This is a genomic window from Seonamhaeicola sp. ABD4_175 (assembly GCF_056160885.1).
Genome location: NZ_JBSWYC010000001.1, coordinates 1,379,856 through 1,403,444, shown reverse-complemented (window position 1 = coordinate 1,403,444; position 23,589 = coordinate 1,379,856). Strand labels below are relative to the sequence as shown.

Genomic DNA, 23,589 nt, shown 5'->3' with positions numbered 1-23,589 from the left:
TAATAATTAATTTATTACGAATGATGGGTTTATAATTTATTTGTTTTATGCTGAAGCACTTATGATAATTTAAACGTATTTTTTAAAGTAATATTTCAAAACTACGCTATTACCGATGTAAAGATAAGATTATTATACTTACTTAAAAATTAGGTTGTGTAATATATTTAAACTGTTTTTACACTAATAATTTTTACTGGGCATGCTTTTGATGCACTATCACAATCTTCAAAAATAAATTGGTCTGGAGATTTAAATGTATAAAATCCTTTTTTTTCTTTTGAATGAAGCAGTACACTTTTGCCGTCTTTTTTTGACATTTGAAACTGATTTGGTGCTAACTCCACACAATAATTGCAACCAATACACTTATTACGTTGCAAGGTAACTACAACCATTATGCCTCTACTTTACTTTTTACAATTTTATATAATTTATCTGAAGGCCTAATTCTAAATCCTAACGGAATAGTAACAGAATCTCCTTTTTTAGCTATGTTTAATTTTTCATCATTAACCAACATATTTTCAATTTTTAGCTCTTTTACACCAGTTGTTGGGCCTGTAATTAAAATGGTGTCTTCAGTTTGCAAATCAAATGCTTCAATTTTAAACTCTCCTATTTCTGGTTTTGGAAAATAATGCACACCCTTACCAATGTATACTTTCTTTTGTGTTGCGTGTGATCCTGATCCTTTACTCCATTCTCCAAGTTTTTGGCCTAAGTAATAGCCACTCCAAAAACCTCTGTTATAAACTGTTTCTAAAGTTTGCATCCAGGAAATAACTTCCTTTTTACTATAAGTTCCTTCTTGTATTGCATTAATGGCTTCTCTGTAACATTTAATAACTTTTGCAACGTATTCTGGTGCTCTTCCTCTACCTTCAATTTTCAAAACTTTTATACCAGCATCAACAACTTGGTCTAAAAAATCTATAGTGCACAAATCTTTAGGAGACATGATATATTCATTATCTAGCTCCATTTCAAAACCAGAATCTTGATCTATAACCGTGTATTTTTTTCTGCAGTTTTGTTTACAGGCGCCTCTATTGGCTGATGAGTTACTTGAATGCAGACTCATGTAACATTTACCAGAAACCGCCATACAAAGTGCACCATGTCCAAAAATTTCAATTTCAACTAATTTACCCGATGGCCCTTTTATTTGTTCATTTTCAATTTGCTCGGTTATTTTTTTTACTTGGCGTAAACTTAACTCTCTGCTTAGCACCATAGTATCTGCAAACATGGCATAGAATTTTACCGTTTCAATATTGGTAATATTTATTTGGGTTGAAATGTGCACTTCCATATCAACCTCTCTAGCCATAGCTATAACAGCTTGATCCATGGCTATAACTGCAGTTATATTTGCTTCTTTAGCTTTTTTTACTAATGTTTTTACAATAGACAAATCATGATCATAAACAATGGTATTTAGTGTAAGGTAAGTACGTACATTTTTTTCTTTACATCTTCTAGATATTTCTTCAAGATCATCTATAGTGAAATTAATAGACGCTCTAGCGCGCATGTTTAATTGCTCAACTCCAAAATAAATAGAGTCTGCACCATTATCTAAAGCCGCTTGCAGAGATTCAAAATTCCCTGCAGGCGCCATTAATTCAATATGCTGCATAATGCTAGGCTTTGTTAGATTTAAAATTATCGCTAATGTTTCTCAAGTCTTTTTTAAAAGGCAGGTGGTCTGCACGTCCTTTTTTAAATATATCGTTACTATTACCTTGGCCTTTGCGTAGTGCTTTTTGCTCTTCATAAGGTAATGCGTGTATTTCTTTGCATGTGGTAGAGCAGCAATTGTTCATTTCGGCTTTACAATCGTCACATTGAATAAATAGCAAGTGGCAGGCATCATTAGCGCAATTGGTATGCACATCGGCAGGTTTACCACATTGGTGGCATTGTGCAATTACATCATCACTTATTTTTTCGGCTCTACGCTCATCAAACACAAAATTTTTACCTATAAATTTATTTTCTAAATTGTCTTCTTTTACTTGCCTAGTATATTCTATAATGCCGCCTTCTAACTGAAATACGTTTTTAAAACCTTTGTGTTTAAAATAGGCACTGGCTTTTTCACAACGAATACCACCTGTACAATACATTACTAAGTTTTTGTCTTCTTTGTGTGCTTTTAAATCGTCTTCAATAATGTCTAAAGATTCTCTAAAGGTATCAACATCAGGTGTTACGGCATTTTTAAAATGGCCAATTTCACTTTCGTAATGGTTACGCATATCAACCAAAACAGTGTTATCATCTTCAATAAGTTCATTAAATTTTTCGGCACCAACGTGTACACCTTTGTTGGTTACATCAAAGGTATCATCGTTTAAACCATCGGCAACAATTTTATTACGCACTTTTACTTTTAATTTTAAAAAAGACATGTTGTCTTGCTCAACAGCAATATTTAATCTAATATCTTTTAAAAAATCAATAGTGTCTAAATGTGCTTTAAATTCATTAAACCTATCTGCAGGTAATGATAATTGGCCGTTTATGCCTTCGGTTGCTACGTAAATTCTACCTAAAACATCAAGTTCATTCCAAGCTATAAAAAGCTGATCTCTAAATTCTTGTGGGTTTTCAATTTTGGCGTACTGATAGAAAGAAAGCGTTAAGCGGTCTTTACCGGCTTGTTCTATTAACGCTGCTCTTTCTTTAGCACTTAATGTATTGTACAGTTGCATGCTATACTAATTTTTAAGGTTAAAGTCGCAATATTGCGATATAAAGATTTTTTCTGAGCCACAAAGGTACATTTTTTAGGCAAAACTGTTTGTTTTCAGAAAAAAAGCACCTTAGAAATGTACCAAAGTGCTTTTTTAAATTTAGAATAGCGTTAGTTTTGTTAGTAAAAAAACATGTTTTTCATAGCATTGTTTTTCCCGCTTTTAAAGTAGATGCAAATTGTGTAAAAAGGTTGCGTTATAAAATTGTATTGTGACAAAAGATGTAGTATTTTAGCATACAATTTTTTAGATTTAAAAGAAATGAGCAGCGAAAAAGAAGCAAAATTAAAAGCACTAAAACTTACACTAGATAAATTAGATAAAGCCTACGGAAAAGGAACCGTAATGAAAATGAGTGATTCTGCCATTGTTGATGTTGAAGCTATTCCCTCAGGTTCTTTAGGCTTAGATATTGCATTAGGTGTAGGCGGTTACCCGCGCGGGCGTGTTATAGAAATTTACGGGCCAGAATCATCGGGTAAAACCACATTAACCTTACACGCCATTGCCGAAGCACAAAAAGCTGGTGGCATTGCAGCATTTATTGATGCAGAACATGCTTTTGATAGGTTTTATGCTGAAAAACTAAACGTTGATATTGATAACCTAATTATATCGCAACCTGATAACGGTGAGCAAGCTTTAGAAATTGCCGATAATTTAATACGCTCTGGTGCAATTGATATTGTAGTGGTAGATTCTGTAGCAGCATTAACGCCAAAAAGCGAAATTGAAGGCGAAATGGGCGACTCAAAAATGGGTTTACATGCACGATTAATGTCTCAAGCATTAAGAAAACTAACAGCATCAATTAGTAAAACCAATTGTACTGTTATTTTTATTAACCAATTACGTGAAAAAATTGGTGTTATGTTTGGTAACCCAGAAACCACAACAGGTGGTAATGCATTAAAATTTTACGCATCGGTTAGGTTAGATATTCGTCGTTCAACACAAATAAAAGATAGTGCAGGCGAAGTTTCGGGTAACAAAACCCGCGTTAAAGTTGTTAAAAACAAAGTAGCACCACCATTTAAAATGGCCGAGTTTGATATTATGTATGGCGAAGGCGTAAGTAAAGTTGGCGAAATTTTAGATATTGCTGTTGATAATGAAGTTATAAAGAAAAGCGGTTCTTGGTTTAGCTACGGCGATACCAAATTAGGCCAAGGTAGAGATGCTGTAAAAGCCTTAATAAAAGATAATCCTGAACTTATGGATGAACTTGAAGCTAAAGTTAGAGAAATTGTAGCCTCATAAAAATTTTTTTTCTAAATCCCGATTAATTCGGGATTTTTTGTTTCTTACACGCAACCATTCAATATTACCAGCATCTAAAGGGTATAAACATGTATTTAACCCTAATATTATTTGCTATGAAAAGAGTTATTATGCTATGTTTAACACTCGTGCTTTTAGCATCGTGTAGTGTTAACGATGACGATAATTTAAACTTTAGTTTTGAAATTTTACCTGTTGAAAGTGTAGACATACCTGATGAGTTTGTTCTAGGCGAAACATACCCTATTACAATTTCATATTACAAACCCACTACATGCTATGCTTTTAACGATTTTTATTATTTAAAAGAACTTAATGAACGTACTGTTGCACCAATAAATTACGTGTTTGACCGCAATAACTGCGAACCATTAGAAAATGAACTTGTTGAAGCCACCTTTAACTTTATTGTAACAAGCAATGGCTCATACATTTTTAAGTTTTGGCAAGGTGAAGATGATAACGGCGAAAGCCAATACTTAACCATAGAAGTACCTGTTGCAGAGTAAAAATAAGTACTAACTAATACGTGTTTAAAGTTGAGTTTAAAACAACTCATAGAAAATTGTAAACGCAATGATACTAAAGCACAAGGAGAATTATACAAACTTTTTGCAAGTAAGTTATTCTCTTTGTGCTTAAAGTATTCACGTAATTATGCCGAAGCTGAAGATAATTTGCAAGATGCATTTCTAACAATTTTTAATAAAATAGAACAATATAAAGGTAAAGGTTCTTTTGAAGGTTGGTTAAAAAGAATTACAGTAAACACGGCATTACAACGCTACAGAAACGAAAAAGTTTTTGATATTGTGAATGAAAATACCATTGAAGATGCTGAAGTTGATATTGAAGAAAGCAACTATTCAATAGATTATTTACTGCAAATAATACAAGAATTACCCGATAGATACAGGCTGGTTTTTAACCTTTACGTACTAGACGGCTATTCACACAAAGACATTGCTGAGATGCTTAAAATAAATGTAGGCACCTCAAAATCTAATTTAGCACGTGCTAGACAGATTTTAAAAAAGAATATTGAAGATTATAAAATATCTGAAAGTTTACAATCATTATAAAAAATGAGTGATAAAAAACATATAGACAGGTTGTTTCAAGAGCGCTTTAAAGATTTTGAAGTGGCACCAAGTGATGCCGTTTGGAAAAATATTGAAGCCAATTTAAACAAGAAAAAGAAAAAGCGTGTTATTCCTATTTGGTGGCGTTACGCCAGTGCTGCAGCCATTTTGCTACTGTTGCTTACCGTTGGTTTTTTTATGAATACTAACAAAAAAGAAACGCCCATAAAAGTTGTAGACACTGAAAAAACTAAAAACAGTAATACAATTAAAACCAAAACACCAGTAACAAAAAACCCCAACACTAGTATAGCAAATACGAATACAAATGAAACAAATGAGGTTTATAAAACCGCTTCAAAAACACCAAAAAAAGCCGTAAAAAATAATTTTAATAAAAACAACGGCACAAAAAATAGTATTGCCATAAACAAAAGCAGTGCTAATAAAACAAGTAATTCAAATAAAAACAAGCAAGAAATTGTAAATAACGCTACTTTAAAAAGCGCTCAAAACAAAACACTTGTTGCTCATAATAATTCTAAAGAAAACAACACTAAAACACTTCAAAATAATACTTCAGAAAAACAAAAAACAAGTAACAAAAACATCGCTAAAGCTGAAAAAATTTCCGAAGAAAATAATACAAAAACTATTGCTAAAAATACTTCAGAAAACAAAAATGAAGCATTAACTATTGAAGACGCTTTAGAAAAAAATAAAGACCTTATAACCGAAGAAAACAACAAAAAAAGATGGCAAGTAGCCGCCAATGCAGCGCCTGTTTATTTTAATACTTTAGGCGAAGGCTCATCAATAGACCCACAATTTACTAACAACGCAAAAAGTGGCGAAATTAATATGAGTTACGGTGTTACAGCTAGTTATGCCCTTAATGATAAAATTAAAATTCGTTCAGGTATTAATAAAGTAAATTTAGGCTATAATACTAATGATGTTGTGTTGTTTCAAACCGCCGGTATTAGCGCCCAACGTTCGTTTGCAAATATTAGTTCAAACAATACTAATACCAGTTCAGATGTTGCTAATGCAGCCTCAAGTAGCGTATCTGTAATTAGCGAAACTACTTTAAAAAGTGTGCCAGAATCTTTTATAGCTTCTGAAACAACACTAAACCAATCATTGGGTTACATTGAAGTGCCTTTAGAAATTCAATATGCTTTACTAAATAAAAAATTTGGTGTTAATGTTATTGGCGGATTTAGTTCGTTTTTTTTAAATGATAACAGCATGTATTCTGAGTCTAATACCGGGCAACGTGTACTTTTAGGCGAGGCTACCAACCTTAATAAAATAAGCTACAGTGCCAATTTTGGTTTGGGTTTAAATTATAAATTTTCAGAAACTTTTGATTTGAATTTAGAACCTATGTTTAAATATCAAATAAACACGTTTAACAATACTTCTGGTAACTTTACACCATTTATTATTGGTGTTTATACTGGATTCGCCATTAAATTCTAGGTTTTTGGTTAGATCTAGGTAATGGTTTATTAAGCTCAAACTATTACCTAAAAAGCTGCTTCATTTTTGTGATGCAGCTTTTTTTATTAAGTAATGTTAATGTTTTTCATTAAACACTTCTAACTGTTTTAAAATAACATTTCTGGCCTTGGCGTTAAGCGCTTTAGTATTTTCAATTGTTAAGCCTTTTGTTTTCATAAACTTATGAATTTTTACGCGCATTCTGCCGGGGCTTCCGCTAAAAAAAGTATATGAAAATCGTTTTTTGTTATCGGCAAACGTTAGTGGCACAATAGGTATTTGGTGGTTAATGGCTAGCCTAAAAGCGCCGTCTTTAAAATCATCTAAAACAATATGCTCTTCGGGCACGCCACCTTCAGGAAAAATGCAAATACTTAAACCTTGTTTTAACCTGCGTTGCGCCCTTAAAAACACGGCTTTTCTGCTTTCAGGAGAGCTTCTATCTACTAAAATACAGGTGCGTTTATAAAAGAAACCAAACAACGGAATTTTAGCCAATTCTTTTTTACCTACAAACACAAACGGGTTTTTTACTGCTGCAAGCATTAGCATAATATCGGCCATAGATGTATGGTTGGCTATAAACATATAACTTTTACCTTTTTGGGGTGTTTCTTCAGCTCTAAAACTATAATTAAAACCCATACCTATTAAAATAAACTTTGCCCAAAACCTAGCAAGTTTAAAAAAAAACGGATACCACGATTCTTTACTGATAGATAATAATAAAAAAGGGAACAATACCACTATGGGTAAAGCCACCAAAATATAAAACCAAATACGGTAAAATGTCCAAAAAATGTATTTAAATAACTTCATAAGTTTCAAAAGTACATAATTGTATTGAGCAATTCTATTAAAAAATTTACCTTTGCTGCCTGATAAAAAATAAACCATGGCAAGAATACTAACTGGCATACAAAGTACAGGAACACCACATTTAGGTAATATTTTAGGAGCTATACTACCGGCAATTGAAATGGCGCAAAAGCCTGAAAACGATTCGTTTTTATTTATTGCAAACTTGCATACTTTAACACAAATTAAAGATGCTGAAACGTTACGCACTAACACCTACTCTGTTGCCGCTACTTGGTTAGCTTTTGGTTTAGATATTGAAAAAACGGTATTTTACAGACAAAGTGATATACCACAAGTAACAGAATTATCATGGTATTTAAGCTGCTTTTTCCCTTACCAACGCTTAACATTGGCTCATAGTTTTAAAGATAAAGCCGATAGGTTAGAAGATGTAAACTCTGGGTTATTTACTTATCCAATGCTTATGGCTGCAGATATATTATTATACGATGCCGAAATTATTCCGGTTGGTAAAGACCAATTACAACATATTGAAATGACCAGAGACGTTGCCTCTAGGTTTCATAGTAAAGTAGGTGATGTTTTTGTTTTACCCGAAGGAAAAATACAGGAACAAACCAAACTTATTCCTGGTACAGATGGTGAAAAAATGAGCAAAAGTAGAAACAACACCATCAATATATTTTTAAATGATAAAAAGCTACGCAAGCAAATAATGAGTATTCAAACAGATAGTACGCCTTTAGAAGAACCTAAAGATTGGAGTACTTGTAATTGTTTTGCTATTTACAGTTTACTTGCTAATGAAGACCAAATAAATACCATGAAGGCCAATTACGAGAATGGCAATTATGGCTACGGACATGCAAAACAGGCATTATTTGAGCTTATTGTTGAGAAATTTGCCACCCAACGCGAAACATACCATTACTACATGGAAAATATTGATGAATTAGAAAAAGCACTAAACGTTGGTGCCGAAAAAGCAAAAGTTGTAGCTAATGCCGTTTTAAGTAAAGTTAGAAAAAAAGTAGGGTATTAAATAACCTCAAATAGTTTTCCTGGTAGCGGCCTAATAACCCCTTTTAATTCCATATTTAAAAGTGTACTTGATACTTTAAAAATAGGTAAATTGCAGTTAAGTGCAATTATATCCAATTGCTCTTTATTGTTGGTTTTTAGGTAATTATATATTATTTTTTCGGTAGCATCAAGCTCCACAAAAAGCTGTTTTTGTATAGGTGCTGGTTTTTGCTCATTTTCAAGTTGCCAGTTTAATAAATACGGCACATCTAAAGGGCTGGTAAGCATGTGTGCTTTTTGGTATTTTATTAGGTTGTTGCAACCTATACTTTGGGCATCGGTAATTCTGCCCGGTACTGCAAAAACATCTCGGTTGTATGAGTTTGCAATATCGGCAGTTACAAGGCTTCCACCTTTTTCGGCAGATTCTATAACTATAGTAGCCTCACTTAAGCCTGCAATAACTCTGTTACGTTTTAAAAAGTTATTTCTATCAAAAGTATCGGTGCTCCAAAAATCTGAAAAAAAACCACCGTTTTTTTCAACTTCAGCCATATATTTTTTGTGTACTTTGGGGTAAATTTGATTAAAACCATGTGCTAAACACGCTACTGTTTGTAAATTGTTTTTAATGGCTGCTTTATGTGCTGTAATATCGGTTCCGTAAGCAAAACCAGAAACAATTATTGGGTTGTATGGTTGGAGAGTTTCAACTAAACGCTCGCAGAATTCTATGCCTTTTGTAGTTATTTTTCGGGTGCCAACAATACTAATTAACCGTTGGTTTTTTAGGTTTACATTGCCCGCTTGAAATAGTATAATTGGGCCATCAATACAATGCTTTAATTTTTCAGGATAATCATTATCTTCAAAATAAAGCACACGTACATTATTGTTTTTTATAAAGTGTATTTCCTTTTCAGCTTCTATTAGGTGTTTAGAGTCATGAATACTTGCAATTGTAACGCTTCCTATACCATCAATTTTAAGTAAATTTTGCTTTTTTTCTTTTAAAACCGCCTCTGCAGAACCACAAATTGAAATGAGTTTTTTGGCTGTTACATCGCCTATATTAGGCACATGTTGTAAGGCTAACGTGTAAAGCAAATTATTTTGAGTCATTGTATGTGTTTGATTATGAATTCAAAATAAAATAATTTTTTTAATGTTAATAAATAGTTAACCCTAAATTTTAAATAGCGGCATATTTTTTTAATTTTGTTACCATGCAACTTGAAACCTACATAAGCGATTTACTTTACAGATATGAGTGTGTTACAGTGCCAAATTTTGGAGCATTTTTAACACAACGCGTATCTGCACAAATAGATGACACTACTCACACGTTTATTGCACCAAGTAAACGTATTTCATTTAATGAGCAAATTCAAAATAATGATGGACTACTAGCGCATTACATTGCCGATGTAGAAAAAATACCGTTTGAAGAAGCGAATAAAAAGGTTGAAAAACGTGTTAAATTTTTAAAATCGAATTTAACACAAGGCCAAACACTTACTTTTAAAAATATTGGTGATATTGTTTTAAATAACGAAGGTAAATTAATGTTTGAGCCAACTTATAAGCTTAACTATTTAACTGATGCCTTTGGTTTATCTGAATTTGAATCAGGTGAAATAAGCAGAGAAGTTTATAAAAAAGAAGCTGAAGCTATTGAAAACATAGTGCCAATTACAGTAACTACTGAAAAACGTAAATCTAGGCCTTATTTAAAATATGCTGCGGTTGTTTTAATAGCGTTAACATTAGGTGGTTTTGGTGTTTACAATAACTACAACCAAATTAATAACCACAATAAAATAGCCCAAGAAGACGCTATTGATAAGCTTGAAAACAAAATACAAAAAGCCACTTTTAACCTAAACACCTTACCCGCTATAAACTTAAATGTAAGCAAACAAACTGGTGGCTACCACATTATTGCTGGTGCGTTTAGAGTTGAAGAAAACTGCAATAAAAAAATAAAACAACTTAAAGCTGCTGGCTTTAAAGCCCGTAAAATAGGTGTAAACAAATATGGTTTACATGAAGTTGTTTATGGTAGCTATGAAGACAGGTTAGAAGCTTTAAAAGCTTTAAGAAACATTAAAGCTAACCACAACAAAGACGCTTGGTTAAAAGTAGACCCAAGTGTTAGCACCTTAAAATAGCCACAAATTTTTGAGGCTTACAGCCAATAATATGTTTTAGTTTCGTTTTAATTGTTTTATAAATTATTAAAATGATAGTACCTTTGCAGGCATTAAAATGAGAGCAATGAACGCAAAAACGCCTGAACAATCTAAAACCATACTCACAGATTTAGTTTTACCAAGTGAAACAAACCCTTTAAACAACTTGTTTGGTGGCGAACTTTTAGCTAGAATGGATAGAGCCGCTAGTATTGCTGCAAGACGCCACAGTAGGCGTATTGTAGTAACAGCATCGGTTAACCATGTAGCGTTTAATAGAGCGGTTCCGGTGGGTAGTGTTGTTACGGTTGAAGCTAAGGTATCTAGAGCCTTTACATCATCAATGGAAATTTATATTGATGTTTGGACTGAAGACCGCGAATCTGGCGAGAAAACAAAAGCCAATGAAGCTATTTATACCTTTGTAGCGGTTGATGAAACAGGACGCCCAGTAAAAATTCCTGAGATAAACCCTGAAACTAAGCTTGAAAAACAACGTTTTGATGCTGCTTTACGCCGTAAACAGCTAAGTTTATTATTAGCAGGCAAAATGAAACCTAATGATGCTACCGAGCTAAAAGCATTATTTGTTTAGTGTGAAGTTTGAAATAAGGTTTTAATTATTCTTTAAATTGTTTCTTATGTTTAAAGAAATTTCTTTTTACTTTCATTTTTAAAATGTTGTTGCCTTAACTGCGTTAGGGATTGCAGTGGTATCCTTTTTAAAACATTGGCTATTTGCCTTTACTTTTATTATTTAAATACAATTTTAATGTAATAAAGTAAAATTTTAAAATGTATTTTAAAAAGATTTAACGTAAAGCCCGACCCCTTGAGGGTAACGCCCAAATACTTATATTTTAAACTTTTTTGTATAACTATAGTCTTATTAGCAGTATAACCAAAATACTTTTTGCTATGAGATTTTTTGTTATTTTAATTACTACTGTTTTAACATTTGGTGCTACATCTTGCGCTACGCATGTACAAACACGCCGACCAATTACTAAGGTTACGGTTGTTAAAACACCGCCTAAGCATTATAAAATTGTAACGGTTAGAGGTAAACATTATTATTTTTGGAACGGAAACCATTATATAAAAACGAGAAGAGGCTACGTTTTTACAAGGGTGTAATGTTACATGGCGTTAATCCAGTGTGCGGGGTTTTCTTTGGTTAAACCTTTTGAAATGATGAAACCTAAAATGGTTTCGCCGTTACTTGGGTTTGTAAACACCTCGCCTATGGCTTGTTTTGTAGTTACCTTATCGCCTTTTTTAACGTATATTTTAGAGAGGTTTTTATAGTAAGTCCAATAGTTACCATGACGTATTATTAAAATGGGGTTTACGTTACGCATTTTAAGTATTTCATAAACCTCGCCGTTAAAAACGGCACGTGCCGTGGCACCTTTTTGGGTTGAAATACGCACGCCGTTACTGTTTATTGTTAATGACCTATCTATTGGTGATGGTTGGCTACCGTAACGCAGGCTAACTACACCACGCTCTACAGGCCATGGTAGTTTGCCTTTATTGGCTACAAAATTTGATGCTAGTACTTTTTCATCGGGTGTGAGTGCAAAACTTTTTGAACTGGCTGCTTTACCAGCTGCTTTATTAGATTTTGCTATGGCTGCTTTAATAATTTTGTCTATTTCGGCATCAATGCGTGCGGCTTCACGTTGTTTTTGGCGTATTTGTGCGGTGTATTTTGATAGGTTTTTTCTAATAGATTGCATTAAATTTTCATGCAATTTACGCTCTGCTTCTAATGTTTTTTGAGTAACTCTATTTTCGGCAATTAGTTTATTTTTTTCTTCTTTTTGCTTTATTAGGTTGTTGTTTAAGCTTTGTAACTCTTCTGTTTTAGCTTTTATTTCTTCGCCTTGTTGCTTTTGGTGATTGGTGTACTGTTTTAAGTATTGTAACCTTTTATAAGCTTGTTTAAAGTTTGTTGAAGACAGTAAAAACATAATACGGCTGTGTTGGTTTTTACTTTTGTATGACTTAACAATCATGGCTGCATAGTCTTCTTTTAATTGTTTTAACTCGTCTCTTAAATTGGTTATTTTTTTTTGGTTTGTATTTATTTCGCGGGTTATGTAATTAGCTTGTTGGTTGGTTACTTTTATTAAATTATCTAACACGCTAATTTTATAACTGAAAGCCTCAATTTGCGACAGTTCAGATTTTTCTTTTGATTTGTTTTGGGCTCTTAATTGGGTTATTTTTTGAATTTCGCGACGCAGTTCTTGACGTCTACTTTCAAGTTCTTTGCGTTTGTTATTTTGTGAAAATGCTCCTATACCGCACAACAAAATGCTTAGTAAAATAACTAATTTATAAAACGAAAGTTGGTTGCCCATTAAAACTCTATTTCTTTATATCCTGATGGTATTTTAAACGGAAAACGTAAATCTTCGTTTAAAGTTACATTTTTAAACTCCAAATTTACAATAAGTTCTTGGTCTTTTTCTAAAGCTATTACTTTTACTTTTTCTGGTAGAATTTGATTATTTACTTTTTGGTAGGCTAAGTAATCTATTTGCAAATGCCTAAACTTTTCTGGTTGTGATATTTGTTGAGATTTTAATTTGAATAACGCCGGATCTAACAAATAAAAAATTTCGAATAAACTACGTTGGTTTTTAGGCTGTAAAACATAGGCACTATCTTGCACCGATACTTTGTAATTATCTTCTTTTAAATTGTAAATAGCATTGCCCAAAAGTAGGTTTTGTACTTTTTCAAAGTTTAATTCTGTGCCTAACAATTTGCTTAAATAGGCATAATCTCCTTCAAAATACGTTTTATCTAACTTATTATAAAAGCTAACTTTTTGCGGTGTTACCATAGCTTTTACTACAGAAAAGGTAGCGCTTAACCATAACACTTCATCTTTTTTACTTCTAAAACTAACCGTATGTGTTTGCGATTTTGAACCTTCAATATATGTTATTTTTAAATTAGATTTTAATGTTTTATAAGCAGCATGTTGCTTGTAATGAGCTTTAATTAGTTGTTTTGCTGATAAATTATAATTAGCCTCACCACCACTTACTGTTCGGGCAGATTTACAACTAAATAACATTACCATAACTATGGCAACAACTATTGGGGTACGTAATTGCATTAATTTGTGTTTTGTAATTGTTTTGCTTTATCACTAAACGTTTTTGCTTTAGCTGTATTGTTTAAAAGTGTGTAGGCTTTACTTATCTGGGTATAAAAATCGGCTTCCATTTTAGCATCATCAATAATATAATCTAAACCAATTTCTAAAGTATCAATAGCATTTTGCGGTTTGTTAAGCGCATTAAATGACACCCCATTAATGAGGTATAATATAGGCTGCGATGGATAATTATTTAACGCCTGCGTACTTTTTATATTTGCTGTATCAAATTTATTTTCATCTAAATACAAAAGCAATACGCTTTTTAAAACAGTAAAATTATTAGGTTGAAGTTTTAAAGCACTTTCAAAGTTTTGTAAAGCGGCAGCTTTATTGTTATTTGTCAAAAAATATTGCCCTAACTCAATTAAAGTTTTGCTATTATTTACACTTTCAACTAAGGCAGTAGCTTCAACTAAATCAGATTCATATTCCGGATTTTTACTTACAAAGTTTATAAAATCTGTAAGCACTTTTAGTTTAGCATCAGGCTTTATTAGTGTGCTTTTAACCACTGTTTTCATGGATGCTATAGCTTTTTCGGCATTGTTTTCATCTAAATAAAACTTGTATAAAGCCAAATGTACTAACTGAGATTCTGGTTTTATTTTTAATAGCTCTTTAGCTGTTTCAAAAGCCTTTTCTTTTTGGTTGTTTTCACTATACCTGTAAATGAGTGCTAGGTAATTAGCTTCTTTATTAGGGTTGCTATCAACACGTTGCTCAAGATTTTCAATTTGATCTTGTTTGCGGCCTGTAAGCTGGTAAATTTTATTACGCATAACATCTCTAGACATGGCTATACCATGTTTAGCATCAAGTTCATCAAGAATTTTTAAAGCATCGTCGTATTTTTTCATTCTTAGGTAAAGTGATGCTAAATCTTCTTTATAATCTGGGTGATATTCTACTAATTGCTTTACCGTTTTAATTGCACTATCGTATTCATTTTGACTTATGTAAAACCCATACAACTCATCTAAAAACCACTCGTTGTCAGGGTCTTTATCTACGGCCTTTTTAAGTGCTTCTTCAGCACTACCAAAATTTTTAACTTTGTTGTAGCATTTACCAAGTTCAAAATACAAAACTGGCACAGAGGCATCTAAATCTATACATTTTAAAAGTGCTTGTACGGCTCTGTCATAGTTTTCAATGCCTTTTTGTTTCATAGCCTCATAAAACTGCTCCTGAAATGCATCTTCAACATTACCCAAATCATCATCAGGTGTTTTATTGAAATCTACTTGTGCCATTGAAAAATTTGGTACAGCAAAGACTACAAAAAGAATAATGACAATATGTTTAAATCTACTAACCATAAACGTTTTTCATTAACAAGTCATCAGTTACTTCTAATTTGTCAAGAACTTCAATACTTTCGCACGCATTTCTCATAGCATCCCTATAGGTATTAGCTTCTACGGGAAGGTTTTTTCCTGCGTTTTCAAAGGTGTTTTTACTAGGCCACTGCGCATAAGCAATGTAAAGTAAAGGCTCTTTTTTATGCAATCTAGAGCCTAAACTTCCTTCATAATGATATATTAATTTAGTTAATGCACGCCAAGACTCTAAAAAAGACAACTCTTTATTAGACTTTACTTTAAAAGCGTATATAACTATATACATATAAAAAATTTATTCTAAAACGGAATAATCTCCAATACTAATATTAGTAAAGTTTCCGTTGTACTTTACGTTATTACCAATCATGGCATTGTCTAAATTAGCATTTTTTATTGATGTATTGGTTTGAATTAAGCTGTTTTTAACAGTTGAATCTTCAATAACAGTACCATTTCCAATTGATACGTGTGGGCCAACTGTGGTATTTTTTAACACCACGTTTTCACCAATAAAACAAGGTTCTATTATGTTAGAGTTTTCTAGAGTTACTGATGAGGCTACTAGTTGCTCTTCGCCATCGGCCTTTAAAAAATTAAGCATTTTACCATTAGTTTCAACAGTAATAGCTTTATTTCCGCAGTCCATCCACTCATCAACGGTACCTGTTTTGAATACTTTGCCATCGGCCATCATGCGTTTAATACCATCATTAATTTGGTATTCTCCACCATTCATAACATTTTCATCTAAAACTTCTTGTAGTTTATTTTTTAAAACTTCAACATCTTTAAAGTAATATATACCAATAACAGCTTGGTCACTTACAAAGGTTTCAGGTTTTTCAACAAGCTCAACAATTTCGTTGTTATCATTAAGTTTTACTACACCGTAAGCTTCAGGGTTTTCAACTTGTTTTGTCCAGATAACACTATCTGCTTCAGCATCTAAATCAAATTCAGCTCTAATTAAAGTATCTGCATAAGCAATTACTGCTGGCCCTGATAGTGATGGTTTTGCGCACATAATGGCATGCCCTGTACCAAGTGGTTTATCTTGACGGTAAATAGAGGCTTTGGCTCCTAAACCTTGGGCTAATGCTTCTAAACTTTTAACAACATCATCACCAAACCAAGCCGGATCACCTAATACAAAAGCAACCTCTTCAATGGGTTGTTTTAAAACTTTTGCAATATCTTTTACCAAACGGTGTACAATTGGCTGGCCTGCAACCGGAATTAAAGGTTTTGGTACTGTTAAACTATGTGGTCTTAAACGCGAGCCACGACCCGCCATTGGAACTATAATTTTCATGATTCATGCCTGCGTAAGCAGGTATCTTTTAGGTTAATATTTATATTCTTAATTTATTAAAATTCAGATTCCAATTTTCAGTTAAATCTATCCAATTGGGATTCATTTCTTCTATTAGTTCTATTTTCCAATCTCTTTTCCATTTTTTGAATTGTCTTTCCCTTATTTCGGCTTCACTTCCGTCTTCAAACTCTTCAAAATAAACTAGTTTATCACAGTTATATCTTGCAGTAAAGGCTTTTGGATACACTTTTAGCTTATGTTCTTTAACTCTTTCATCTATATTATTGGTAACACCTATGTATAAAACACCATTAGGTTTATTTGTCATGATATAGATATACCAATATTTCATGCTTGAATACCTGCAAAAGCTAGTATCTCTTTTTAAGTTCTACTTCTTTTATAGATTTGATAAAATTCATCTAAGCTTATTTGCTTGGGTACAGACACCCCATTGTCTCACGTTTATTTATTATAAGATTCCTGCTTTCGCAGGAATTGATTTACTTTGTTCCGGTACTTCCAAAACCACCAGCACCTCTTGAGGTTTCAGATAGCGCCTCTACTTCTTCCCATTCAGCACGCTCATGTTTGGCTATTACCAATTGTGCAATACGTTCTCCGTTTTCAATGATAAAATCTTCATTTGAAAGATTAACCAAAATAACACCTATTTCGCCTCTATAATCTGCATCTACAGTTCCTGGTGCATTTAATACTGTAACACCTTTTTTTGCTGCTAAGCCGCTTCTTGGGCGCACTTGTGCTTCAAAACCAATAGGTAACTCAATAAACAGTCCTGTTTTTACAATGGTTCTTTCTAAAGGTTTTAACGTTATGGCTTCATTTATATTTGCTCTTAAATCCATGCCCGCTGAAGCAATGGTTTCATAGTGTGGCAAATTATGACTTGATTTATTAATAATTTTTATTTGCATGTTATCTTTTTAATAATTGTTGGATTTGATTTTTTTCTGAAAACCAAATAACACCCAAAAATACAATTAACAACGAAACTCCCACAATATAATTGCTGCGAAATTGATAGAATGACAATACTGAAAACACTATTGATAGTATTAAATACAAACTAATTTTTTTGAGGTTATATGGTATTGGGTAATATTTTCTTCCGAAGTAAAAAGATAATAACATCATTATGGCATAAGCTGCCAAGGTAGCTACTGCCGATGCTTTGTAACCGTAACTTGGAATAAAAACAACGTTAATTATTAATGTTACCAAAGCTCCTACAATAGAAATATAGGCTCCAAATTTAGTTCTATCGGTTATTTTGTACCATACAGATAGGTTATGGTAAATACCTAGGCAAAAGCTAGCTATTAATAAAAGAGGCACTATCCACATGGCCTCCCAATAAGCGGAATCACCAATAAAAATGACCTTTAAAACATCAGCAAAAACTACAACACATAACAAAATTAGCGCTCCTAAAGCCACAAAAAACTCTAAAATTTTAGCATAGTTTTTCTGTGGATTTTCAGATTTAGCGTGACTAAAAAAGAAAGGTTCAATACCCAACCTGAAAGCTGTTGCAAAAAGCGTCATAAACAACGCCAATTTATAACATGCTGAATACATACCTATTTGTGTTTTTGCAATGCTTGCGGGTAATAAATTATTTAATAAAATTCTATCAAACGTTTCATTAATTGAAAAAGCAATGCCTGCAATTAAAACAGGAAATGCATATTTAAGCATATTTTTCCAGAGAAGTATGTTGAAGATATATTTAATTTTAAAATAAAAGGGCAACATTAAAATTAACGTTATGCCGCTTGCTATTAAATTAGCTATGAAAATATAATTAACCTCAAAATTAGTATTATAAATACTAGCAAAGAAATTACTTTTTCCAGCTAAATTTTCTAACCAAAGTAAAAAGAAAAGATTTAGCCCAAGATTAATTGCAACATTTAATATTTTAATTAATGCATACCTTATAGGTCTTGCGTTAGCACGTAACCAAGCAAAAGGTATTATTACTAAGGCATCAAATAGCAAAATCCAAATAACAAGGTTAATGTACTCAACTTTTATAGCAACCAATGCACTTATTTGGTTTTGAAACAAAAAAGCTGTTACAAAAAAAACTAAGGAACTTAGTATTAAAGATATTGCAGATGTACCAATTACTGTATTTTTATCCTCTTTATTAAAATACCTAAAAAAAGCAGTTTCCATGCCATATGCCAAAATAACATTGAATAAAACGAAATAGGAATAAATCAATGACACATCACCGTAATCTGCTACAGTTTTAAGCACATCAGCATCTGTATGTAATCTTACTAGTAAAAAACTTAACATTCTAGGAAGCACAGTTGCTAAACCATAAATAAATGTTTGTTTGAATAATGTTTTTAATCCGCCCAAAAAATTGTTCTTTAATATGCCAAAATTACGTTTTTAACAACTGCTAAGCAAAGATAAACTATTGTTACATACGTTGGTTTAATGAACTTTTTGTTTCCCTTTTTTTAACCGTTATTTTAAAGTATTTAACTTTATTATCTTGTTTATAGCTTACAACACATTCATTGATTTTTAAATTAAAAGGGAATAATTTTTTTGTACACGATTTTGGTAATGTATTGCCGTATTCTGCCATAGGTTCTGCACTCATTACAATATCTAAAGGTTTATTATTACCTGTTTTAAAGGTTGCTTTGTATGTGTTATTTGTTTGTTTTAATGGTGCTACTTTATTTTGAAAATAAACACTATCTAATTGTATTGCGTTATTGCTTTTAGTGGTAATATATAAATGGATGCCAGAGCCCGTAAACCTTGCTGGGTTAGACCACGTTTTATAATAAGCTTCTTTAATTTCTATTGGTACTTTGTTATCAATATGTTTTGTTGTTGAGCATTGAGAAAAACTCATTATTGTTATTGTAATTAAAAAAAAACTTAATATATATTTTAACGTTTTCATGATGTAGATTATATGTTTAAATATAATAATTACAAAATGGATGCCATAAAAAAAGCCCTACCAAATTTGGTAAGGTTCTTTATGTTGTTTATTCTTTTTTTTGCTTCGATTACTCAAATTAACCGCAGCAAAATGATATATTATTAATTATTCAAAGCTTCTGCACCACCAACAATTTCTAAAATTTCATTAGTAATGGCTGCCTGACGCGCTTTGTTATACGTTAATTTAAGTTGATCTCTTAATTCTGTAGCATTATCTGTTGCTTTATGCATTGCAGTCATACGTGCACCATGCTCACTTGCAAAAGAATCTCTAATACCTTTGTAAAGTTGAGTTTTTAAAGACTTTGGTATTAACTCTTCAACTATTTCAACTTTTGAAGGTTCAAATACGTAATCTAAATTAGTATTAGCATCTGCTTCTGAAGCCATAGGAACTATTGGCAAAAACTGCTCTGTAGTTACTATTTGCGTAGCTGCATTTTTAAATCTGTTATAAACTATTTCAATTTTATCAAATTGTCCTGCAACAAATTTATCCATTAAAGTTTGTGCTATTTCAGCAACATTATCAAAGGTTAAATCGTCAAAAACTTCACTGTGGTTAGCTATTATTTTATCTGATCTTTTAAATGCATCATTAGCTTTTTTACCAACCACAACATATGAAACTTCTTGGTTTGCATAAGTGTCGTTGGTTAATCTTGTAACTTCTTTTACAATATTTGAATTAAAAGCACCACATAAGCCTCTGTTAGATGTTATAGCTACAATAAGTACTTTTTTTACATCACGTTGTTCAGCAAATTTGCTTCCAGAATCTGCATCTAAAGTAGCACTTAGTCCTTGCAAAAGCTCGGTTAATTTATCAGCATATGGACGCATTGCTGTAATAGCATCTTGCGCTTTCTTTAACTTAGCAGCCGATACCATTTTCATGGCACTGGTAATCTGCATTGTTGAAGATACCGATGATATTCTGTTACGTATTTCTTTTAAGTTTGCCATATTTTCCTCTCCTAACCTCTCCAAGGGAGAGGGATTGATTAGTTAAAATAAACTTCCTTTCTTATTTCTCCCGTTAGGGAGATTAAGAGGGGATTATTAAGCTTTATATTTTGCTGATAAATCTTTACAAACGCTTGTTAAAGTATCTGTAACTTCATCAGTTAATTTACCTGCTTTTAAAGTATCTAACACATTTCTATGTTTTGTGTTTAAGAATTCAATAAAATCTTTTTCAAATTCTTTTACTTTTTCAACAGGAACATCTTTTAATAAGTTTTTAGATCCAGCATAAATTATTGCTACCTGATCTTCAACAGTAAACGGATCGTTTTGTGCTTGCTTTAAGATTTCCACATTACGCTTACCTTTTTCAATTACGTTAAGTGTAGCCGCATCTAAATCTGAACCAAATTTAGCAAATGCTTCTAACTCACGGAACTGAGCCTGGTCTAACTTTAACGTACCAGATACTTTCTTCATTGATTTAATCTGAGCCGAACCACCTACACGAGATACTGAAATACCTACGTTAATTGCAGGACGCACACCAGAGTTGAATAAATCTGACTCTAAGAAAATCTGCCCATCAGTAATAGAAATTACGTTTGTTGGAATATAAGCTGATACATCTCCCGCTTGTGTTTCAATAATTGGTAAAGCAGTTAAAGAACCGCCACCTTTTACTATTGGTTTTAACGACTCAGGAAGATCGTTCATTTCTTTAGCAATATTATCATCAGCAATTACTTTTGCAGCACGCTCTAATAATCTAGAGTGTAAGTAGAAAACGTCACCTGGGTAGGCCTCACGTCCTGGTGGGCGACGTAATAATAAAGATACCTCACGGTAAGCAACGGCTTGTTTTGATAAATCATCATAAACAATTAAAGCTGGTCTACCAGTATCTCTAAAATACTCACCAATTGCAGCACCTGCAAATGGAGCATATACTTGCATTGGAGCAGGATCTGATGCGTTTGCTGCAACAATTACTGTATAAGCTAAAGCTCCTTTTTCTTCTAAAGTTTTAGCTATACCAGCTACTGTAGATGCTTTTTGACCTACTGCAACATATACACAAAATACAGGTTCACCTGCATCATAAAATTCTTTTTGATTTAAGATGGTATCTATACAAACTGTAGTTTTACCAGTTTGTCTATCTCCAATTACTAGCTCACGTTGCCCTCTACCAACAGGAATCATAGCATCAATAGATTTGATACCAGTTTGCATTGGCTCATCAACTGGCTGACGGTAAATAACACCAGGTGCTTTACGCTCTAATGGCATTTCGTAAAGATCACCTCCAATAGGGCCTTTACCATCAATTGGGTTACCTAATGTATCAACAACACGACCTACCATTTCTTCTCCTACTTTAATAGAAGCAATTCTTTCAGTACGTTTTACTGTTGCACCTTCTTTAATTTCTTTTGAAGGACCTAATAATACTACACCAACGTTGTCTTCTTCAAGGTTTAATACAATACCTTCAAGACCGTTTTCAAACTCTACTAACTCGCCATACTGCGCATTAGATAATCCGTAAACACGTGCAATACCATCACCAACAGTTAACACAGTTCCTACTTCTTCTAATGAAGCAGATGCTTCAAATCCTGCTAGTTGTTGCTTTAAGATTGCTGATACTTCAGCTGGTTTTACTTCTGCCATCTTTTTATTTGTTTTGACCCTTTGACGTTGCTTTGGGCAAGTTTAATTTAATGTAAATTCTCTTTTTAATTTGTTTAATTTGTTTAGAACACTAGCGTTAAATTGCTTATCTCCTATACGTAATATAAAACCCCCAATAATATTTTCATCAACTATGTTTTCTACTTCAACAGCTTTATTGGTTAGTTCTTTAATTTTTGCTAATACTTTAATTTCAAGATCTTTAGTCATTGGTACAGCCGTTGTTACTTGTGCAACTTCTTTACCATTAAGCTCGTCAAACAATAAGGTGTATTTTTGAGCTACGTTTTCTAAAATATCTATGCGTTTATTAGCTATTAAAATGTTAAATAGCTCTGAGCTTATGTTATTTATGCCGGAGAAAATTTGAGTTAAAGCAGCTTTTTTAACTTCAGATTTTATTACTGAACTTTTTAGTACAAGGCTTAACTCTTCGCTTTCTGAAATTGTTTTAGCTATTGCAACCATATCATTATTTACAGCATCGGCTGCTTTTTGATCGTTGGCTAAACTAAGTGCCGCTTTTGCGTATCTTACTGCTGCTCTAGACATATCCTATCATAAATCTTTTCCAAAGGATAAAGACTTTCTTTTTAATTAATAATTAGTTTAAAGTTGCTTCGCCTAACATAGACTCAACTAATTTTACTTGCTTGTCTTTGTTAGATAATTCTTCGCGCACTACTTTTTCTGCAATTTCTATTGATAAGTTTGCTACTTGAGATTTTAATTCTGAAATAGCCGCTTTCTTTTCTGTTTGAATAGTAGCTTGCGCCTGCTCCATTAGTTTTGCAGCTGCAGCATTGGCTTCTTCTTTTGCGTCTTCAATCATTTTATTTTTCATCTCACGTGCTTCTTTAAGCATTTCATCACGCTCTGCTCTAGCTTCGTTTAATAACCTTTGGTTATCTGCTTGAAGGTTTTGCATTTCTTTTCTAGCATTATCTGCTTCATCTAATGCATTTTGTATACCTTCTTCACGCTCATTTAATGAGTTTAAAATTGGTTTCCAAGCAAATTTGAACATTAGGAAAAGTATAATTCCTAAAATTAAAACTTGCATAAAAAATAAGCCTGGTGAAAAATCGTTTAATAACTGCTCCATTATCTATGAATTAAATCTTTGTTCTTTTTTGTTGTTTAATTTTTTAAACATTTCCTGCAACCAACCGTTACAGGAAAATGTTTTTTGATTTGTTTACCGAAAAATTATTTTCCTAAGATTAAAGCACCAAATGCTAAACCTTCTAATAATGCTCCGATGATGATCATCGCTGTTTGGATTTTACCAGCAGCCTCTGGTTGACGAGCAATACCTTCCATTGCTTTACCACCAATTTGACCTAAACCGATTCCTCCACCGATTACGATTAATCCTGCTCCAATTAAATTGTACATACTAATTGATTTATATA

General features: G+C 32.6%; 27 protein-coding genes. 8 read left to right on the top strand and 19 right to left on the bottom strand.

Going from position 1 to position 23,589, the window contains the following annotated elements:
* Positions 1-167 precede the first annotated feature (167 nt).
* Genes ACXAG4_RS05710 through trhO form a run of 3 tightly spaced genes read right to left on the bottom strand, consistent with a single transcriptional unit; the run spans position 168 to position 2,720 of the window.
* Positions 168-398: a ferredoxin gene (locus ACXAG4_RS05710; protein ID WP_475295109.1), complete on the bottom strand. Its 231-nt coding sequence runs from the start codon at positions 396-398 to the stop codon at positions 168-170.
* Complete coding sequence (locus ACXAG4_RS05705; RefSeq protein ID WP_475295108.1) at positions 398-1,642, bottom strand: peptidase U32 family protein; 1,245 nt, start codon at positions 1,640-1,642, stop codon at positions 398-400. The genes ACXAG4_RS05710 and ACXAG4_RS05705 overlap by 1 nt, the downstream gene beginning before the upstream one ends.
* A gap of 4 nt (positions 1,643-1,646) precedes the next feature.
* Entirely contained in the window at positions 1,647-2,720 is a 1,074-nt protein-coding gene (trhO, locus tag ACXAG4_RS05700) for an oxygen-dependent tRNA uridine(34) hydroxylase TrhO (protein WP_475295107.1), read from the bottom strand.
* Positions 2,721-3,023: 303 nt separating this feature from the next.
* On the opposite strand from trhO, the gene recA reads away from it, so the two are divergent.
* The 4 genes from recA to ACXAG4_RS05680 all read left to right on the top strand — a co-directional run bounded on the left by recA (position 3,024) and on the right by ACXAG4_RS05680 (position 6,610).
* Entirely contained in the window at positions 3,024-4,022 is a 999-nt protein-coding gene (gene recA, locus ACXAG4_RS05695; RefSeq protein WP_475295106.1) for a recombinase RecA, read from the top strand.
* Between the two features lie 116 nt (positions 4,023-4,138).
* Positions 4,139-4,552, top strand: coding sequence for a hypothetical protein (locus tag ACXAG4_RS05690; protein ID WP_475295105.1), 414 nt, complete (start codon positions 4,139-4,141; stop codon positions 4,550-4,552).
* 30 nt (positions 4,553-4,582) lie between these two features.
* Positions 4,583-5,125 carry an RNA polymerase sigma factor gene (locus tag ACXAG4_RS05685; protein WP_475295104.1) on the top strand — a complete coding sequence of 181 codons (543 nt, stop codon included), beginning with the start codon at positions 4,583-4,585 and terminating at the stop codon, positions 5,123-5,125.
* A 3-nt stretch (positions 5,126-5,128) separates the two neighbouring features.
* The gene (locus ACXAG4_RS05680; protein ID WP_475295103.1) at positions 5,129-6,610 is read left to right on the top strand and encodes a hypothetical protein; all 1,482 of its coding nucleotides are present in this window, start codon (positions 5,129-5,131) and stop codon (positions 6,608-6,610) included.
* Positions 6,611-6,706: 96 nt separating this feature from the next.
* On the opposite strand, the gene ACXAG4_RS05675 is transcribed toward ACXAG4_RS05680, so the two are convergent.
* Positions 6,707-7,450, bottom strand: coding sequence for a lysophospholipid acyltransferase family protein (locus ACXAG4_RS05675; protein WP_475295102.1), 744 nt, complete (start codon positions 7,448-7,450; stop codon positions 6,707-6,709).
* 76 nt (positions 7,451-7,526) lie between these two features.
* Here ACXAG4_RS05675 and trpS point away from each other — a divergent pair, with 76 nt between their 5' ends.
* Entirely contained in the window at positions 7,527-8,495 is a 969-nt protein-coding gene (trpS, locus tag ACXAG4_RS05670; protein ID WP_475295101.1) for a tryptophan--tRNA ligase, read from the top strand.
* Here the strand turns inward: trpS and dprA are convergent.
* A complete protein-coding gene (gene dprA, locus ACXAG4_RS05665) occupies positions 8,492-9,598 on the bottom strand; it encodes a DNA-processing protein DprA (protein ID WP_475295100.1) in 1,107 nt (368 codons plus the stop codon). The genes trpS and dprA overlap by 4 nt on opposite strands.
* A 104-nt stretch (positions 9,599-9,702) precedes the next feature.
* Here dprA and ACXAG4_RS05660 point away from each other — a divergent pair, with 104 nt between their 5' ends.
* The 3 genes from ACXAG4_RS05660 to ACXAG4_RS05650 all read left to right on the top strand — a co-directional run bounded on the left by ACXAG4_RS05660 (position 9,703) and on the right by ACXAG4_RS05650 (position 11,805).
* On the top strand, positions 9,703-10,647 hold the full coding sequence (locus ACXAG4_RS05660) for an HU domain-containing protein (RefSeq protein ID WP_475295099.1): 945 nt from the start codon (positions 9,703-9,705) through the stop codon (positions 10,645-10,647).
* A gap of 106 nt (positions 10,648-10,753) precedes the next feature.
* Positions 10,754-11,263, top strand: a complete 510-nt coding sequence (locus ACXAG4_RS05655; protein WP_475295098.1) for an acyl-CoA thioesterase — start codon at positions 10,754-10,756, stop codon at positions 11,261-11,263.
* Between the two features lie 323 nt (positions 11,264-11,586).
* Positions 11,587-11,805, top strand: a complete 219-nt coding sequence (locus tag ACXAG4_RS05650; protein ID WP_475295097.1) for a DUF6515 family protein — start codon at positions 11,587-11,589, stop codon at positions 11,803-11,805.
* Between the two features lie 2 nt (positions 11,806-11,807).
* Here the strand turns inward: ACXAG4_RS05650 and ACXAG4_RS05645 are convergent, their stop codons facing one another.
* The 14 genes from ACXAG4_RS05645 to atpE form a co-directional block, all read right to left on the bottom strand.
* Entirely contained in the window at positions 11,808-13,037 is a 1,230-nt protein-coding gene (locus ACXAG4_RS05645) for a murein hydrolase activator EnvC family protein (protein WP_475295096.1), read from the bottom strand.
* Positions 13,037-13,804 (bottom strand): lipoprotein insertase outer membrane protein LolB1, encoded by a 768-nt coding sequence (lolB1, locus tag ACXAG4_RS05640; RefSeq protein WP_475295095.1) that lies wholly within the window; start codon positions 13,802-13,804, stop codon positions 13,037-13,039. Before lolB1 ends, ACXAG4_RS05645 begins: the two co-directional genes overlap by 1 nt.
* Positions 13,804-15,102, bottom strand: a complete 1,299-nt coding sequence (locus tag ACXAG4_RS05635) for a tetratricopeptide repeat protein (RefSeq protein WP_475295094.1) — start codon at positions 15,100-15,102, stop codon at positions 13,804-13,806. Before ACXAG4_RS05635 ends, lolB1 begins: the two co-directional genes overlap by 1 nt.
* Positions 15,103-15,160: 58 nt before the next feature.
* The gene (locus ACXAG4_RS05630) at positions 15,161-15,475 is read right to left on the bottom strand and encodes an antibiotic biosynthesis monooxygenase family protein (RefSeq protein WP_475295093.1); all 315 of its coding nucleotides are present in this window, start codon (positions 15,473-15,475) and stop codon (positions 15,161-15,163) included.
* 9 nt (positions 15,476-15,484) lie between these two features.
* Positions 15,485-16,504 (bottom strand): sugar nucleotidyltransferase, encoded by a 1,020-nt coding sequence (locus tag ACXAG4_RS05625; RefSeq protein WP_475295092.1) that lies wholly within the window; start codon positions 16,502-16,504, stop codon positions 15,485-15,487.
* A 40-nt stretch (positions 16,505-16,544) separates the two neighbouring features.
* Positions 16,545-16,859, bottom strand: coding sequence for a GIY-YIG nuclease family protein (locus ACXAG4_RS05620; protein ID WP_475295091.1), 315 nt, complete (start codon positions 16,857-16,859; stop codon positions 16,545-16,547).
* Between the two features lie 151 nt (positions 16,860-17,010).
* On the bottom strand, positions 17,011-17,445 hold the full coding sequence (gene dut, locus ACXAG4_RS05615; RefSeq protein WP_475295090.1) for a dUTP diphosphatase: 435 nt from the start codon (positions 17,443-17,445) through the stop codon (positions 17,011-17,013).
* A gap of 1 nt (position 17,446) precedes the next feature.
* Positions 17,447-18,904: a lipopolysaccharide biosynthesis protein gene (locus tag ACXAG4_RS05610; protein ID WP_475295089.1), complete on the bottom strand. Its 1,458-nt coding sequence runs from the start codon at positions 18,902-18,904 to the stop codon at positions 17,447-17,449.
* Positions 18,905-18,968: 64 nt separating this feature from the next.
* The gene (locus ACXAG4_RS05605; protein WP_475295088.1) at positions 18,969-19,466 is read right to left on the bottom strand and encodes a hypothetical protein; all 498 of its coding nucleotides are present in this window, start codon (positions 19,464-19,466) and stop codon (positions 18,969-18,971) included.
* A gap of 143 nt (positions 19,467-19,609) precedes the next feature.
* On the bottom strand, positions 19,610-20,476 hold the full coding sequence (gene atpG, locus ACXAG4_RS05600) for an ATP synthase F1 subunit gamma (RefSeq protein ID WP_475295087.1): 867 nt from the start codon (positions 20,474-20,476) through the stop codon (positions 19,610-19,612).
* 96 nt (positions 20,477-20,572) lie between these two features.
* Complete coding sequence (gene atpA / locus ACXAG4_RS05595; protein WP_475295086.1) at positions 20,573-22,153, bottom strand: F0F1 ATP synthase subunit alpha; 1,581 nt, start codon at positions 22,151-22,153, stop codon at positions 20,573-20,575.
* 42 nt (positions 22,154-22,195) lie between these two features.
* A complete protein-coding gene (gene atpH, locus ACXAG4_RS05590) occupies positions 22,196-22,726 on the bottom strand; it encodes an ATP synthase F1 subunit delta (protein ID WP_475295085.1) in 531 nt (176 codons plus the stop codon).
* Positions 22,727-22,778: 52 nt separating this feature from the next.
* Positions 22,779-23,279: a F0F1 ATP synthase subunit B gene (locus ACXAG4_RS05585; protein WP_475295084.1), complete on the bottom strand. Its 501-nt coding sequence runs from the start codon at positions 23,277-23,279 to the stop codon at positions 22,779-22,781.
* A 104-nt stretch (positions 23,280-23,383) separates the two neighbouring features.
* On the bottom strand, positions 23,384-23,572 hold the full coding sequence (atpE, locus tag ACXAG4_RS05580; RefSeq protein WP_004569351.1) for an ATP synthase F0 subunit C: 189 nt from the start codon (positions 23,570-23,572) through the stop codon (positions 23,384-23,386).
* Positions 23,573-23,589 lie beyond the last annotated feature (17 nt).